Below are 15227 nucleotides of genomic sequence, written 5' to 3' on the forward strand. Positions count from 1 at the left end.
TTGAAACACTATTTTAGCGTACAAGTGTACGCTCAGATTTTGAAAGATGAAAAAACCACCTATTATTTGGACCAATGTCCTATTCTTTAGCCTTACTTTTTTGGCTGCCGTTACTTTAGTGCCATGGTATGGAATTACCTATGGATTTACCAGCGCACATTGGATTGCATTCGTTGCGTGTATGTTTTATGCGGGTATGTCGATTACCGCAGGGTATCATCGCCTGTGGGCACACAAGACTTACGATACTCATCCAGTGATTGAAGCCTTTTTTGCCCTTGGTGGTGCATTTGCACTGCAAAACAGCGCACTGCATTGGAGTAGTGATCACCGTATTCACCATGGTCAAGTCGACGACCCTGTCAAAGACCCTTACGCAGCTACCAACGGCTTTTGGTATAGCCATATAGGCTGGATGCTACGTGACTATCAAGGTGATGAGTATGGCAACTACAACAACTGCCGAGATTTACAGAAAAATAAAGTGGTAATGTGGCAACACCGCCATTACATGAAGTTAGTATTAGCCACTAATATTGGTATTCCACTTGCGCTGGGTTTAATGCTGGGTGATGTGTGGGGCATGCTATTACTTGCGGGTCTGCTACGTTTGGTATTAAGCCAACACTTTACCTTTTTTATAAATTCAGTGGCGCACATTTGGGGTTCTCGTCCATACACAGAAAAAAATACTGCACGTGATAACGGTTTTTTAGCGTTATTCACTTATGGCGAAGGTTATCATAACTTCCACCATATTTTTGCCAGCGACTATCGTAACGGCATAAAATGGTATCACTATGACCCTACTAAGTGGATGATCCGCTCATTGGCCGCGATGGGTTTAGCCTCAAAGCTCAAACGTACACCTGTTGAACGTATTGAAAAAGCGAAAGCAGAAACCTTGATGAATAAAACCCAAGATAAGCTCGCAAAATTGCCTTTAGCCCAAGATAAGCTTACATTATTACAATCTGAGTACGAATTATTGCTGAAAAAGCTGCAACACTTTTGTGCCCTGCAAAAACGCGTGTTAGAAATCAAAAAAAATAAAATGATAAAACAATGCGAAAAATCAGCAGTAATGACACAATATCATGAGCTTGAAGCCGCTTGGGAAAACCAAAAGCAGGCTTGGCTTGCACTAAATGCGAGGTTATTAAAAGCCTCTTTTAGTTAACATAGGAGCGGCTGTGGCCAAACAAAACGTAAAGCAAAAAGATACGCCTTCGTATCAGTACGACGCGATTATCATAGGCACAGGTCCTGGCGGTGAAGGCACCGCCATGAACCTGTCTAAAAGTAACAAGAAAGTAGCTGTTATTGAGCGCCAAGAATCAGTAGGTGGCGGTTGCGTCCATTGGGGCACTATTCCTTCAAAAGCCTTACGCCACTCTGTTAGTCGTTACATTGAATACAAAGCGAACCCACTTTTTAATATCAGCGAGCGCCCTAACCGCCTCACTTTCCCTGATATTCTTCGCCATGCTAGTAATGTCATTTCGAAACAATCTAACCTACGCAGTAGCTTTTACGACCGTAATCGTATTCATATGTACCAAGGCGATGCTGAGTTTATTGATAAACACACAGTGAAAATTACTCACATCGACGGTTCATTTGAAACATTAACTGCACAAACCATTGTTATCGCAACGGGTTCTCGCCCTTACAGGCCACCAGGCGTTGATTTTTCGCATCCACGAATTTACGACAGCGATACCATTTTAGGCCTTGAACACGACCCTCATCGCGTGCTTATTTATGGTGCAGGTGTGATTGGCTGTGAGTACGCCTCTATTTTTAAAGGCTTAGGCGCGAAAGTTGACTTAGTTAACACCCGTGATCGCTTACTAGCCTTTATGGATGCTGAGATTTCAGATGCACTGAGTTACCACTTTTGGAATAGCGGCATTGTTATTCGCCATAACGAAGAGTTTGATCGCATCGAAACCCGTGATGACTGTGTCGTGATGCATTTGAAGTCGGGCAAACGTGTCAAAGCAGACTGTATTTTGTTTGCTAACGGACGTACGGGTAATACCGACACTCTAAACCTCGATGCTGTGGGTTTAAAAGCCGATAGCCGTGGCCAGCTTAAAGTAAATGAAACATACCAAACAGAGGTTGATAACATTTATGCTGTAGGTGATGTTATTGGTTACCCAAGCCTTGCGAGTGCTGCCTTTGACCAAGGGCGTATTGCTGCGGATGCCATTGCATGTGGTAACTGCGAAGAAAAACTAATTATTGATATTCCTGCCGGTATTTATACGATTCCTGAAATGAGCTCAGTAGGTAAAACCGAACAAGAGCTTACCGCAGCTAAAATTCCATATGAAGTTGGCCGTGCACAGTTTAAGCATTTGGCACGCGCACAAATTGCCGGGACTGAGGTAGGTAGCTTAAAGATTTTATTCCATGTTGATACTAAAGAAGTGCTTGGTGTGCATTGCTTTGGTGAACGTGCGTCTGAAATTGTCCATATCGGGCAAGCAATTATGGAACAAAAGAACGGTGGTAACACCATCGATTACTTCGTAAATACAACCTTTAACTACCCAACCATGGCTGAGGCCTACCGAGTTGCTGCGTTAAATGGTTTAAATCGCTTATTTAAATAAGCGATTGAACGTATATAGAAAAGCCCGCATATTGCGGGCTTTTTTATAACTAGAGCGACTTACTTGTGATATTTAGCGCTTAACTCATGCACTGAGTTAATAAATATACCGGCATGTTCAGGGTCAACATCTGGGGTAATACCATGCCCTAAATTAAATACATGACCAGAACCTGTACCAAAGTCTTCTAAAATTGTGGCCACTTCTTGACGAATACGCTCTGGCGTACCGTGCAGCATTGATGGGTCCATATTACCTTGTAGTGCCACTTTATCACCAACACGACGCTTTGCATCACCAATATTGATTGTCCAATCAAGGCCTACTGCATCACAGCCTGTTGCTGCAATTGCTTCAATCCACTGACCACCATTTTTAGTAAATAGTGTTACCGGCACTTTACGACCGTCGTACTCGCGAATTAAGCCATCAACGATTTTATGCATATACTGTAGTGAGAATTCATTGTAATCACGCGGGCTTAACACTCCCCCCCATGAATCAAAAACCATCAATGATTGCGCACCTGCTTTCACTTGTGCGTTGAGGTAATCAATCACTGAATCAGCTAATTTATCGAGTAATAGGTGTAGTGTTTGCGGTTCTGCAAACGCCATTTTTTTGATTTTCCCGAATGTTTTGCTGCTTCCACCTTCAACCATGTAGGTGGCAAGTGTCCAAGGTGAACCTGAGAAGCCAATCAGTGGCACTTCACCTTTGAGTTCACGACGAATGGTGCTTACCGCATTCATCACATAGCCTAACTCATCAGTTGGATCGATATTAGGAATCTTTTTAACATCCGCTAATGATGAAATTGGGCGCTCGAACTTAGGACCTTCGCCGGTTTCGAAATAAAGGCCTAATCCCATCGCATCTGGGATAGTTAAAATATCGCTGAATAGAATCGCAGCATCAAGCGGGTAACGACGTAATGGCTGTAAAGTCACTTCACAAGCAAGTTCGGCGTTTTTACATAAGCTCATAAAGTCGCCTGCTTGAGCACGTGTAGCACGGTATTCAGGTAAATAACGGCCTGCTTGGCGCATCATCCATACCGGTGTAACATCGACAGGTTGCTTTTGTAGTGCACGTAAATAACGGTCGTTTTTTAATTCGCTCATGCGTTTTAGATCCTAGAACTGAATGAAATTGCGCTGATTGTATCACCATATTGCGCCGCTCACTATGGATAGATAACCGACCCTAGACATAGATCATAGTTTTTAGCTACGCCACATAAAACCGCACAATTATTGAACGAAATTAAAATAATTTTAAAACTTTTTATTAATAAATTTGCAACATAGAAAAAAGCTTGGTATAACTTATCCCGCGTTAACAAAAACAATAATAAAAATTGTATAACAATAAGAATAAAAATCTTCCCATAACTATAAGAAAGCTTGTTTTAACAAGTCCGGAAAAAGAATTAAACCACCAATTTTGGTGGTTTTTTCTTTTCTTAATCAACAAGATACCTCCTCTACCTCATTAGATTGATAATCCAAAATAAACACTAGTAGTTTTTAATTATTTCCCATACACTGCTGTTAGAGCATAAAAGTCCAGCCTTAGACAACAGCGTGAAGAAGCAGAAAAACGCTGCTTAAATATGCGCCTCTAAGTTGGCTTTTAACAATCTGTTGCAATTAGACACTAAGAATTTAGTTGATCTTTGTGTCATATTTCCTTCTTATATAGGGAAGGAAAACCAACTCAGCGAGGAGATGAAATATGCTGACGCGTTTGGAAAAAGCTCAACAAAAGTGGGGAGGTAGCCATTCTGTCATCGATAAATGGCTTACAGAACGTCAAGAGCTACTTGTGTTGTTTTGCCGTATTGCGGGATTTTCACCGTATGAAAAGAAAGATCACGCCCTACCTGATCAACTGCAAATCCAAAACTTTTGTCAAATACTGATGGATTACCTGTCAGCGGGACATTTCGAAGTGTATGACGACATTGCCAAGGCCTGTGAAGAAAAAGGCCCAGAAAGCCAAAAGCTAGCCAATGCGCTCTACCCACGAATTTCTGAAACTACCGATGTTGCATTAGACTTTAACGACAAATACGCTGAAGTTGACTCAGATGACTTGCTCGACGAATTTGATAAAGATTTATCAGTGCTAGGTGAAGCACTTGAGCTGCGCTTTGAATTAGAAGATGAACTAATCGATAATCTCTATTCAAACCACACCAGCTAACACAGTAAGACGGCAGCAGAGAACACTTTCTCTGCTGGAAAGTCTTGTTATCTGCCTACCTTAATAGAATGTTATATTCCATTTCATAACAAAAATTTGAAATAATTATTTTAATGCGTTACTCATAGTAAAAAAATGAGGCGCACGATGAATAAACGTACTTTCTTAAAATCTCTTTCTGTTCTTGCAGCAGGTGCAAGTTTAGCAACCAGCCAACCACTGATTGGCGCATCACACACTGCAACTCCCACTTTAGTAAAACCAAAGCCATTAAAAAAAGGGGGAACCATTGGTCTGTGCAGCCCATCAGCGGCAACCGCTGAGCACGCTGACATCATACTCGCAAAAGGTGTAATAGAAGCACTCGGCTATAAAGCAAAGCTTGCCCCTAATATTTTAGCCCGACGCGGTCATTTAGCTGGCACAGATGCACAAAGAGCGAGTGACTTAAACAGCTTATTTGCAGACCCACATGTCGATGCGATTGTGTGCTTACGGGGTGGGTCGGGTGCGGCTCGCATCCTGCCACTTTTAGACTATGCAACAATTCGAAATAATCCGAAACCTCTTATGGGCTATTCTGATATCACGGCATTACATAATGCATTACTCGCTAAAGCCGGGCTTATTAGTTTTCATGGCCCTAATGCCACCAGCGATTGGAATCCATTTCATGTTGCGCAATTTAAAAACATGTTTGAACAACGTCAGTTAATGCGCTACCAAAATTTACCCAAAGCAGACGATGAACTAGTCAACAGCCAATACTTAACCCAAACCATCAATGCGGGTCAGGTCAGTGGCCGTTTAATCGGGGGGAATCTCACTGTACTCACAGCACTCGCAGGCTCTGACTACTTACCTGACTTTAATGGGGCTATTTTATTTTTAGAAGATATTGATGAAGCCCCTTATCGTATTGACCGTATGTTGAGCACCCTTAAACTTATGGGCGCACTAGATAAAATAGCGGGGTTTGTATTTGGTGATTGTAATGACTGTAAGCCAGGTCGAGGTTATGGCTCATTAACCTTGGATGATATCTTTGCTGATTATATTAAGCCATTAGGCATTCCGGCTTATCGCGGTGCAATGATTGGTCATATTAAACGCCAGTTTATTTTACCGGTCGGTACGATGGTGGCACTTGATGCCGATAAAGGCACGCTGCAAATGAAAGAAACAGCATTTAGCAGCTAAAAAAAGGGCCTACTTTAGGCCCTTTTCTCATTGAGTAAAAAATTACTCTGCAGCAGCTGCTTTTTCTTCGCTTTGAATTTCAAGTAGTTCTACTTCAAACACAAGCGTTGAGTTAGCAGGGATCTTACCTAGGTCGCGCTCACCGTAAGCAAGATCAGCTGGAATAGTGAACTTGTATTTAGAGCCAACAGGCATTAACTGTAAACCTTCAGTCCAACCTGGGATCACACGGTTAAGTGGGAAAGTCGTTGGCTCATTACGTGAATAAGAGCTATCGAACTCAGTTCCATCTAGTAAAGTACCTTTGTAGTGTACTTTTACCACGTCAGTTGCAACTGGCTTTTCGCCATCACCTTGTGAAATCACTTCGTACTGTAAACCAGACTCAGTTACTGTCACGCCTTCTTTCTTCGCGTTCTCTGCTAGGTATTTTTCGCCTTCAGCTTTGCTCTGTTCAGCTTCTACTTTTGCTTTTTCTTGTTGCTTAGTACGAATGCTTTGATCAAGCGCTGTTAACACTTCACGAATTTTTTCGTCGTCTAATTTTGCGTTACCTGCAAGTGCGTCTTCAAAACCACGCTTTAATAGCGCTTCATCTAATTCAACACCTAACTCTTTTTTGTCAGCTAAGTCTTGATTCAAGAAATTACCAACAGAGGCACCGATACCGTATGCTTGTTGTTGTGCTTCAGTCTCTAGTTTAACTTCAACTTGCTGTTCTTTTTTTGCTTCTTGATTACAAGCTGTAAGCGCTAAAACTGACGCTGCAATCAATGACAATTTAATCGTCTTTCTCATTTTATATCTCCGACACACTTTGCAGTTGTCAATTATTGTATTATTACTAGTTAAAGATTAACGACCTACATGGTAGGCTGCTTGTCTAATAACTAAACTTCATGCAAACGCATGATCAGTGATTAGAATAACAACCTAGGCCTTTAATGAGCCCTAGTCTAACCTCTCAATCACGAAGAGTTAAGGGGAAATACCCGTAATATGTCGATATTTCGTACTTTTTTGTATCTGCTAAGCCTAAGCTTAGTTGTTGCCTGCTCTGAGCAACATGAGCAATCCACTGCACGTTATGAACATGCAGCTAAAGGTGCGTTTGCATCTGCTATTTCGCATGATGGCAAATACAGCGTGATCTCATCTATACACCATGGGGTCGCGCTGTGGGATAATCAACAGCAGGTATTAAAATACCAATGGTTTCAACAACAAGCTCAAGATAGCCTCGTTCACACTGTGGCAATCTCTTACGACAATAGCCATGCTGTCACCGCAGAAAAGTCCACATTTGCTGTGTGGGACATTAACTCAGGTAAAAACACGGGCTACTATAAAATACACGCCTCAACAATTAGAGATATCGCGATTAGCAACCAAGGACGCAGCGTGTTATATGGCCGCGCCGACGGTGTAGTCGTTTACCTCGACTTAGAGACCGGAAGACGCATAGAGTTCCTTGGCCACCAAGAAAAAGTGAATGTTGTTGACCTTTCACCGAATGGTCATTACGCAATCAGTGGTTCTAATGACTATGTTGCCTACTTTTGGGATACCCGTACAGGGCAAGTTATACATCGCTTTAACCACCCGACTCGCGTTACTCAAGTCGCCCTCGATCCACAAGGCCGCTATGCATTTACAGCTGACAGTATGAAGCAAGCAAATGTATGGCAACTGACTACAGGTGATCTTGTTAGCAAACTGGCGTATATTGCGCGTCAGAAAATTTTTACCGCAGTGCGTTTTAACGATGAAGGCACCTTAATCGCAACCGGGTCACCCAATCGACTTGTTGAATTATGGCAGCTAGACTCAGGTAAAAAATTGCAAACGTGGCAAGTGGTTCCTCGTGAAGGAAGTCGCCCGAAATCGGCCGTGGTGTTAGATGTTGCGTTTACTGATAACAACCAAGCGTTATTAACCGAAAGCTCCAGCGGATTCGCTGAAAGTTTTAATGTAAGAGAATCAAATGAACACAATTGAACATCGTCTAATGGAACTTGAAGCAAAAGTCGCTTTTCAAGATGAAACAATTGAAATATTAAATGATGAGCTTAAAGCGCATCAGCAACAGCTTGCAAAAATGAAGCGCCAGACTGAATTGCTTGCAGAAAAAATTAAAGAAGCACAACAACCTTCTTTAATGTCGCAGATGCATGAGCCGCCTCCGCCACATTATTAATATTGAAAAATTTAGCCGGGTTAATCGCCCGGCTTAAACACCCCAATCACTTGTTCAAACTGGCGTGTTGAGGCTTGTACTGCTTTTTCTGGCTGAGTCATTTTATGGCCACACTGCACACATTCTACTTTCTCAACATCATGCTCTTTATAAAGCATCATCGTATCCATCGCATTACACTCTGGGCATGATGCCCCTGCGATAAAGCGTTTTTTTTGTCTCATACATGATCTCCGGTGCCATTTAGGCGGCTATTTTAGCCTAATAATTCTGTGTTTGATACGATTGCGAAGCCTAATACGATCCGTGTTATGATATGCGCAATTAAAACTGTGGTGTGCAAGTAAACTTTCATGATCCAAATTTCAGACATCGAGCTTCTTCGTGGTGGTAATGCCTTATTAAAAGGTGCCTCTGCAACCTTATTCCCTGAGCATAAAGTAGGCCTAGTCGGGGCTAATGGCTGTGGAAAATCCACATTGTTCGCGCTATTAAAGTCTGAATTACAACTCGATGCTGGTGAATGCAGTATTCCTAAAGACTGGTCCATTTCTTCTGTAAAGCAAGAAACACCGGCTCTCGATATTAGTGCGCTTGATTACGTACTCCAAGGCCATCCTGACTATTACACACTCAGAATCGCACTGCGCGAAGCCGAGCAAAATAATGATGGCGCGGCACAAGCAAAGGCACATATTGGTCTTGAAAATATCCAAGGTTACAGCATTGAAGCAAAAGCCGGTGAACTGCTACATGGTTTAGGTTTCTCCAATGAGCAAATTGACAACCCTGTGAGTGCCTTTTCGGGGGGGTGGCGTATGCGCTTAAACTTGGCACAAGCCCTTATTCGCGATGCCGATTTATTGCTTTTAGATGAGCCAACCAACCACTTAGACCTTGATGCTGTTTACTGGTTAGAGCGCTTTTTACGCGCCTATACTGGCACACTTGTGCTTATCTCACACGACCGTGAGTTTCTCGATGCGGTGGTTGATCAAATTTGGCATATCGACCAGCAAAAAATTAATATTTATAAAGGCAATTACTCGCAATTTGAACGCCAAAAAGCAGAACGCTTATTACAGCAACAGGCCATGTTCGAAAAGCAACAAGAACAAATTGCGCATCTTGAACAGTTTATTACTCGCTTTAAAGCCAAAGCAAGTAAAGTGAAACAAGCACAAAGCCGGGTAAAAGCACTGGAGCGTATGGAAAAGCTGGCGCCAGCACATGCTGATTCACCCTTCGATTTTGAATTCGCTGAACCAACCGCACTACCGAACCCGCTCATGACACTTGACCAAGCCAAAGCGGGCTATGGCGATACCACCATTTTACACAGCATTAAACTTAACCTCGTACCGGGCAGCCGTATTGCCTTGCTTGGTCGAAATGGCGCGGGTAAATCAACGCTAATAAAATTATTAGCTGGAGATCTCAAACCGCAAGCGGGCGAAGTGTTTCAGCATCAAGGATTAAATATTGGCTACTTTGCGCAGCACCAACTCGAATCGCTGGATCTAAGAGCCAGTGCTGTTACGCATTTACAACGTTTAAACCCGCAGGCAACAGAGCAATCACTGCGCGACTTTTTAGGGGGCTTTGCATTTTTTGGCGATAAAGCACTTGAGCCAGTTGCTCCATTTTCGGGTGGCGAAAAAGCACGTTTAGTACTGGCTATGTTGGTGTATCAAAAGCCCAACTTACTGTTACTCGATGAGCCCACCAACCACCTTGATTTAGAAATGCGACATGCTCTTGTAATGGCTCTACAAGGTTTTGAAGGGGCAATGGTCACCGTATCGCACGATCGCCACATGTTAAAAAACACAGCCGATGAATATTACCTTGTTGATAACGGAGAAGTAACCCAGTTTGGCTATGATCTTGACGCGTACTACCAATGGTTACTCAATGCGAACAAAGAAGCTGCAAAAACAACTGAAGACAGTGCACCGAAAGCGCATTCAAGCATCAATCGTAAAGAACAAAAGCGCTTAGAAGCCGAGTTTAGAAAATCAGTGCAACCACTTAAAAAGCAAATAGAAAAGCTCGAAAAGCAGCTCGATAAACACTCAGCGGAATTAGCTGAAATCGAAGAGGCACTTGGCGATAACGCGCTTTATAACGATGACAACAAAGCAAAACTCAAAGAGTTACTCGCAAAACAAGCGACATTAACGCCAAAAGTAAATGACATCGAAGAAGAGCTACTGATGGCCCTTGAAGAGATGGAAGAAAAAGAACAAGCGTTTGCCGATGAACTTGCTTAACAGTGACGATTTTTGGCAATTTGCATGTCAGCTTTATAGTAAAGATGACATGCAAGCACGCCTGTTAGATTACCAAAACCAGCAAGGTAAAAACGTTAACCTGTGTCTGCTATTGTATTATTTAGATTCTCTTGGGCTTGCTTTAAACAATTCTCAACTTAATCAGCTTGAATTATGCATTATTGAATTTGACGAGCAGGTATTAAAGCCTCTACGTAAGACTCGCGCCTACCTAAAGGCCAATCAAACCGAAATTGCTGATTACGCCACGATTCGTAAAGAATTACTCAGTGCAGAATTAAAACTCGAAAAACAACAGCAACAGCTTCTTATAAACGCACTGAATACGATGACTCTAACGCCATGTTCCAATGCGAATAATATAGGATTATATATTAAGTAAAGTGGTGAGTTCGCAGTCAATCCAACGCCACTCATAGTAAGTAGTAAGCCATACCCTTAAGGCTTTATCTGAAGCAAAACGCCTCTCGATCGACTGACGTCTAATCGCTAATAGCCTATCAAACTTGATCCAAATCAACTTCTAAATCGCCTTGTGTAGCTTCAGGAAAATAGCTTGATCTGGATCATATCACCCACCCCAAAGCCAGCCTATGATTAACCCATAGACATTAGGAGGCACAACCATGAACGTATTCTTTAGAGATTTTTTTAGCGACCCCGTCTTATTTATGTCATTTGGCATTTTGGCAGTTGTTATCGTTTTATGCCTTTTTTACGTCGGATATTTCATCAAGAAAGTTCACGACGCAGAAGTTCCTAAGTAAGAATTAAGCACGACGCACAAAGCCCCCATCCAATTTTATTGTTTAGGGGCTTTTTATTTGCAACAACACAAAATTGCCACCTGTTCTAAAAAAGCAAAAACTTGCTACAATGGGCGCTTGTTTTGTCTTGAAAGTGTCAACTATGTTACCTGAGTTTAAGCCTGCGTGGTGGATGCGCAATCGCCATTTGCAAACCATAATGCCGCGCTTCTTTCGTCCTTTTCATAATACACGCTACGACTTATCAACAATCGACACCCCAGATGGTGACTTTTTAGAACTTGCTTGGGCACAGCCACACAATGAACATGCTCCATTAGCCATTGTGTTACACGGCCTAGAGGGCAACATTAATAGCTTTTATGCCAAAGGCATGATGAAAAAGCTCAAGCAGCAAGGCTTTGCGGTAGTGCTCATGCACTTTCGTAATTGCTCACGCGAAGTTAATCGCCTTGCGCGTGCTTATCATAGTGGCGAGACCGAAGATTTACGCTTTTTTATCAACCACCTAAAAAACACATTTCCCTCACGTCCTCTTTTCGCTGTTGGCTTTTCGCTAGGCGGTAATGTGCTTGCTAAATATTTAGGTGAGCAAGGTAGCCAATCGAACTTACATGGTGCAGCCGTGGTATCGGCTCCTTTTGATTTATCGGCATCATGCGAAGTAATACGTAAAAGTTTAGGTAAAATTTATCAAAAGTATTTGCTTGATCGCATGAAAAAATCAATGCAAAGAAAGCTGCCACAAATAGAACAGCAAATTAGTCTTACCCCAGAAAAGTTAATGGCTATTGATGACTTATGGCAGTTCGATAACTTACTAACGGCTCCCTTGCATGGTTTTGCTGGCGCTGAAGATTACTATCAACAAGCAAGCGCCAAACCGTTTTTAAAAACGATCGAAACACCGACACTTATTGTGCACGCAAAAGATGACCCGATGCTATCAATTAAAGCCGTGCCCGATAGCACAGATGTCAGTGAACATGTTACTCTGCGTATCTCCGAAAAAGGCGGCCATGTAGGTTTTATTAGCGGTAATAATCCGTTTAAACCCGAGTACTGGCTTGAGCGTATAGTGCCTGAGTATTTTCAACAGTTAGTTAAAAAGAGCAGTGATGATCATTCCACACGAAAAACTTGATAAAGAGACACTTTACAATTTAATTGAAAGCTATGTATTACGTGAAGGCACTGACTATGGCGAGCAAGAGGTAAGTATTGAAAGTAAGGTGGCGCAGGTTACTCAGCAACTAAAAAAAGGTGACGCAATGGTGTTCTTTTCTGAACTACATGAATCTGTCACCATTATTTCAAAAGCCGAGTTTATCGCATTACAAGCCGACCCAGAGTATCAAGCGTCGTTTAACGACTAAACTTGTAACTTTTTCTACAACCCTTCACAATGGCTTTTTAACTTTAAAGAGCCATTAAGAATGAAAAAACTAAGCTCATTGGTTGCCGCTGTTTCGTTGGCCTTAATCAGCCAAGCTCATGCAAGTGAGACGACGGCATCAGATAAAGCCATCAAACTAGCAAAAGACACGATTTTAATTGATACACACATTGATGTGCCTTACCGTATTCACGATAAATGGGCCGATGTAACTAAAGCGACTGATGACGGCGATTTTGACTATCCGCGTGCAGTGCAAGGCGGCCTAAACGCCCCTTTTATGTCAATTTACATTCCAGCTAACCTCGAGTTTGAAGGCAAAGGTAAAAGCTACCAACTTGCTAATCAGTTAATCGATAGCATGGAAGCCATTGTACAGCGTGCCCCAGATAAATTTGCAATGGCTGATTCAACAGCAGATATCAAAGCACACTTTAAACAAGGTAAAATGTCGTTGGCAATGGGGATGGAAAATGGTTCACCGATTGAAGGTGACATGAAAAACCTGAAGCATTTTTATGACCGTGGTGTGCGCTACATCACCCTTGCTCACTCGCAAAGCAATCACATTTCAGACTCTTCTTACGATATTCGCCGTAAATGGAAAGGCTTAAGCCCATTTGGTAAAGAGCTGGTCAAAGAGATGAACAACATCGGTATGCTTGTAGACGTATCGCATATTTCAGATGATGCGTTTTACCAAGTCATGGAAATTTCGAAAGTACCAGTGATTGCCTCTCACTCATCGCTGCGTAAATATACGCCAGGCTTTGAGCGTAATATGAATGACGATATGTTATTAGCACTCAAAAAGAATGGCGGTGTTATTCAAATCAACTTTGGTTCAAGCTTCGTAACCGCTCAAGCTGGTTCTTGGTATGATCAGCTAAAAACCGCAAAAGCAGACAAGAAGAAGGAAGGCACGAAGCTCAGCAAAGATTTTGACGCAGCTTATCGTGCTAAGAACCCATTCCCGTTTGCAAGCCTTGAGCAAGTACTTGACCATATCGACCACGTAGTCGCGCTAATAGGCATTGATTACGTCGGTATTGGCTCTGACTACGATGGTGTTGGTGACTCACTGCCTGTAGGCTTAAAGGACGTGTCTAGCTACCCTAACCTTGTACAAGGCCTCATAGATCGAGGCTATAGCGATAAAGATATTAAAAAGATCTTAAGTGGCAACATGCTTCGAGTTTGGCAACAAGCTGAAGAGTACGCGAAAGCGCATTAAACTAACCTCATTATCACTATCTTAAAAGCGCAGTTAATGCGCTTTTTTATTGATTGCAACATCGTTTATTGATTAAAAAAATAGCATGATTTAATCTGATGATTACACAGAAGTAATTAGGATGATGTGATATGGCTTCATGGCAAGGAAATGTTGCGCTTGTATTTGCAACCGCTGCATTAGGCATAACGTTATACAACCAGTTCGGGGCATCTAAGCCACTCAAAAAACCGCAACCCGCAAAGTACGATTTTTCATCTGTAAGTGGTAGCGTTCCCCTTGAAGACAGGGAAAACCTCGTCGCATTGCATGGCTATATTCTAGACCTTGAAACTCGAATTAACGCACTAGAACAGAGTAGCCCTAAAATTGAGCCAACTTTAATTGCAGAACAAATCGATAAAGTCATCGAACAACGCGAAAAAGAACGTATTGCAGAAGCAACCAAAAGAAATCCATCGGTTAATTGGTTTAGAAACTTGCCTGATGATTATCGTCAGCGCATTAAGGCCGATCAACACTATGCAAACAAATCAATTAACGACGCATTTTCTGCACTACTAAATATCAATAATAGCGATGACGACCGTTTGGCAGCCTATGGGCAACTTAAAATGACGTTAGGCATGCTCAGACGTGATCTAGATGAAAATCAACACACAGCCGTTGTCGACGCGATGCTCAATATCAGTGAGTATACAAGTGAACCAACCACACGAATTCATGCCATAGAGAATCTATCGCGACTCGATTCTGTTTCACCAAAACTAGCCGACTACTTTCAAAAACTCTTGCAAAGCGACGATAACGACTACGTTCGTAGCGTGTCAGCCAGTGCCCTTGTGAGCCAATTTTATCGTGCTAATCAACTCGATAAAAAAGAGTTTGCCCTTGAGCTTGCACAGCGTATTCAAAGCTTAGAATCAAGTGGCGATAGTAAAGTAGCTGACATTATGACCGACAGCCTAAAACACCCACGACTAAGAGAAGAATTAAACAAAGTACTTGGAAATAGTGGTTAGTAGCGAGAAGCGAGAAGCGAGAACAAAATAAAGCCACGTTAGCCTCAAGCAAACTTTTTGATGTTTAATCACACCAGTAAGTAACCCCCGCTCGGTAACTGACTTCTAATATCTACCTTCTAATATCTAACTTCTAATATCTAATTTCTCATCCATAAAAAAACCCGAGACTAAGCTCGGGTTTTTCTTGAATGCTTAATGCATCACTATAGTTGATTACTCAACGATAGTTGCAACAACACCAGCACCAACTGTACGGCCACCTTCACGGATAGCGAAGCGTAA

At 42.2% G+C, this 15227-nt stretch carries 16 protein-coding genes and 1 pseudogene; 13 read left to right on the forward strand and 4 right to left on the reverse strand.

The window, feature by feature from the left end; translation table 11 throughout:
• The first annotated feature begins 46 nt into the window (after nt 1-46).
• Both JIG41_RS14300 and sthA read left to right on the forward strand, forming a co-directional pair.
• On the forward strand, nt 47-1180 hold the full coding sequence (locus JIG41_RS14300; RefSeq protein ID WP_065979432.1) for a fatty acid desaturase: 1134 nt from the start codon (nt 47-49) through the stop codon (nt 1178-1180).
• Between the two features lie 13 nt (nt 1181-1193).
• Nucleotides 1194-2624: a Si-specific NAD(P)(+) transhydrogenase gene (gene sthA / locus JIG41_RS14305; RefSeq protein ID WP_036973466.1), complete on the forward strand. Its 1431-nt coding sequence runs from the start codon at nt 1194-1196 to the stop codon at nt 2622-2624.
• A gap of 59 nt (nt 2625-2683) precedes the next feature.
• Here the strand turns inward: sthA and hemE are convergent, their stop codons facing one another.
• Nucleotides 2684-3748 carry a uroporphyrinogen decarboxylase gene (gene hemE / locus JIG41_RS14310; RefSeq protein ID WP_036973467.1) on the reverse strand — a complete coding sequence of 355 codons (1065 nt, stop codon included), beginning with the start codon at nt 3746-3748 and terminating at the stop codon, nt 2684-2686.
• 613 nt (nt 3749-4361) lie between these two features.
• Between hemE and JIG41_RS14315 the strand changes: the two genes are divergently transcribed.
• On the forward strand, nt 4362-4832 hold the full coding sequence (locus tag JIG41_RS14315) for an Rsd/AlgQ family anti-sigma factor (protein ID WP_036973468.1): 471 nt from the start codon (nt 4362-4364) through the stop codon (nt 4830-4832).
• 147 nt (nt 4833-4979) lie between these two features.
• Nucleotides 4980-6032 (forward strand): LD-carboxypeptidase, encoded by a 1053-nt coding sequence (locus JIG41_RS14320; protein WP_199524989.1) that lies wholly within the window; start codon nt 4980-4982, stop codon nt 6030-6032.
• A 42-nt stretch (nt 6033-6074) separates the two neighbouring features.
• On the opposite strand, the gene fkpA is transcribed toward JIG41_RS14320, so the two are convergent.
• Nucleotides 6075-6830: an FKBP-type peptidyl-prolyl cis-trans isomerase gene (fkpA, locus tag JIG41_RS14325; RefSeq protein WP_065979435.1), complete on the reverse strand. Its 756-nt coding sequence runs from the start codon at nt 6828-6830 to the stop codon at nt 6075-6077.
• Between the two features lie 201 nt (nt 6831-7031).
• On the opposite strand from fkpA, the gene JIG41_RS14330 reads away from it, so the two are divergent.
• Together JIG41_RS14330 and JIG41_RS14335 are read left to right on the forward strand one after the other, a co-directional pair.
• Nucleotides 7032-8030, forward strand: a complete 999-nt coding sequence (locus JIG41_RS14330) for a WD40 repeat domain-containing protein (protein ID WP_036973471.1) — start codon at nt 7032-7034, stop codon at nt 8028-8030.
• Complete coding sequence (locus JIG41_RS14335) at nt 8017-8229, forward strand: SlyX family protein (RefSeq protein ID WP_036973473.1); 213 nt, start codon at nt 8017-8019, stop codon at nt 8227-8229. Before JIG41_RS14330 ends, JIG41_RS14335 begins: the two co-directional genes overlap by 14 nt.
• A 20-nt stretch (nt 8230-8249) precedes the next feature.
• Here JIG41_RS14335 and JIG41_RS14340 read toward each other — a convergent pair whose 3' ends face one another.
• The gene (locus tag JIG41_RS14340; protein ID WP_036973475.1) at nt 8250-8453 is read right to left on the reverse strand and encodes a YheV family putative zinc ribbon protein; all 204 of its coding nucleotides are present in this window, start codon (nt 8451-8453) and stop codon (nt 8250-8252) included.
• Between the two features lie 129 nt (nt 8454-8582).
• On the opposite strand from JIG41_RS14340, the gene JIG41_RS14345 reads away from it, so the two are divergent.
• From JIG41_RS14345 to JIG41_RS14375, 7 genes are all read left to right on the forward strand, one after another.
• Nucleotides 8583-10502 carry an ATP-binding cassette domain-containing protein gene (locus tag JIG41_RS14345; RefSeq protein ID WP_199524990.1) on the forward strand — a complete coding sequence of 640 codons (1920 nt, stop codon included), beginning with the start codon at nt 8583-8585 and terminating at the stop codon, nt 10500-10502.
• A complete protein-coding gene (locus JIG41_RS14350) occupies nt 10489-10905 on the forward strand; it encodes a TIGR02444 family protein (protein WP_065979437.1) in 417 nt (138 codons plus the stop codon). The genes JIG41_RS14345 and JIG41_RS14350 overlap by 14 nt, the downstream gene beginning before the upstream one ends.
• Before the next feature lie 244 nt (nt 10906-11149).
• Complete coding sequence (locus JIG41_RS14355) at nt 11150-11290, forward strand: DUF3149 domain-containing protein (protein ID WP_074989877.1); 141 nt, start codon at nt 11150-11152, stop codon at nt 11288-11290.
• Nucleotides 11291-11432: 142 nt separating this feature from the next.
• Nucleotides 11433-12434, forward strand: a complete 1002-nt coding sequence (locus tag JIG41_RS14360; RefSeq protein ID WP_199524991.1) for a hydrolase — start codon at nt 11433-11435, stop codon at nt 12432-12434.
• Nucleotides 12409-12666: a YheU family protein gene (locus JIG41_RS14365; protein ID WP_036973480.1), complete on the forward strand. Its 258-nt coding sequence runs from the start codon at nt 12409-12411 to the stop codon at nt 12664-12666. The genes JIG41_RS14360 and JIG41_RS14365 overlap by 26 nt, the downstream gene beginning before the upstream one ends.
• A gap of 60 nt (nt 12667-12726) precedes the next feature.
• Nucleotides 12727-13920 carry a dipeptidase gene (locus JIG41_RS14370; RefSeq protein ID WP_036973481.1) on the forward strand — a complete coding sequence of 398 codons (1194 nt, stop codon included), beginning with the start codon at nt 12727-12729 and terminating at the stop codon, nt 13918-13920.
• Between the two features lie 131 nt (nt 13921-14051).
• Nucleotides 14052-14942 carry a HEAT repeat domain-containing protein gene (locus JIG41_RS14375; RefSeq protein WP_199524992.1) on the forward strand — a complete coding sequence of 297 codons (891 nt, stop codon included), beginning with the start codon at nt 14052-14054 and terminating at the stop codon, nt 14940-14942.
• A gap of 216 nt (nt 14943-15158) precedes the next feature.
• Here the strand turns inward: JIG41_RS14375 and JIG41_RS14380 are convergent.
• Nucleotides 15159-15227, reverse strand: a pseudogene (locus tag JIG41_RS14380) (elongation factor Tu); the annotation flags it as partial.

This window comes from Pseudoalteromonas sp. bablab_jr011 (assembly GCF_016464045.1).
GTDB lineage: Bacteria > Pseudomonadota > Gammaproteobacteria > Enterobacterales > Alteromonadaceae > Pseudoalteromonas > Pseudoalteromonas lipolytica.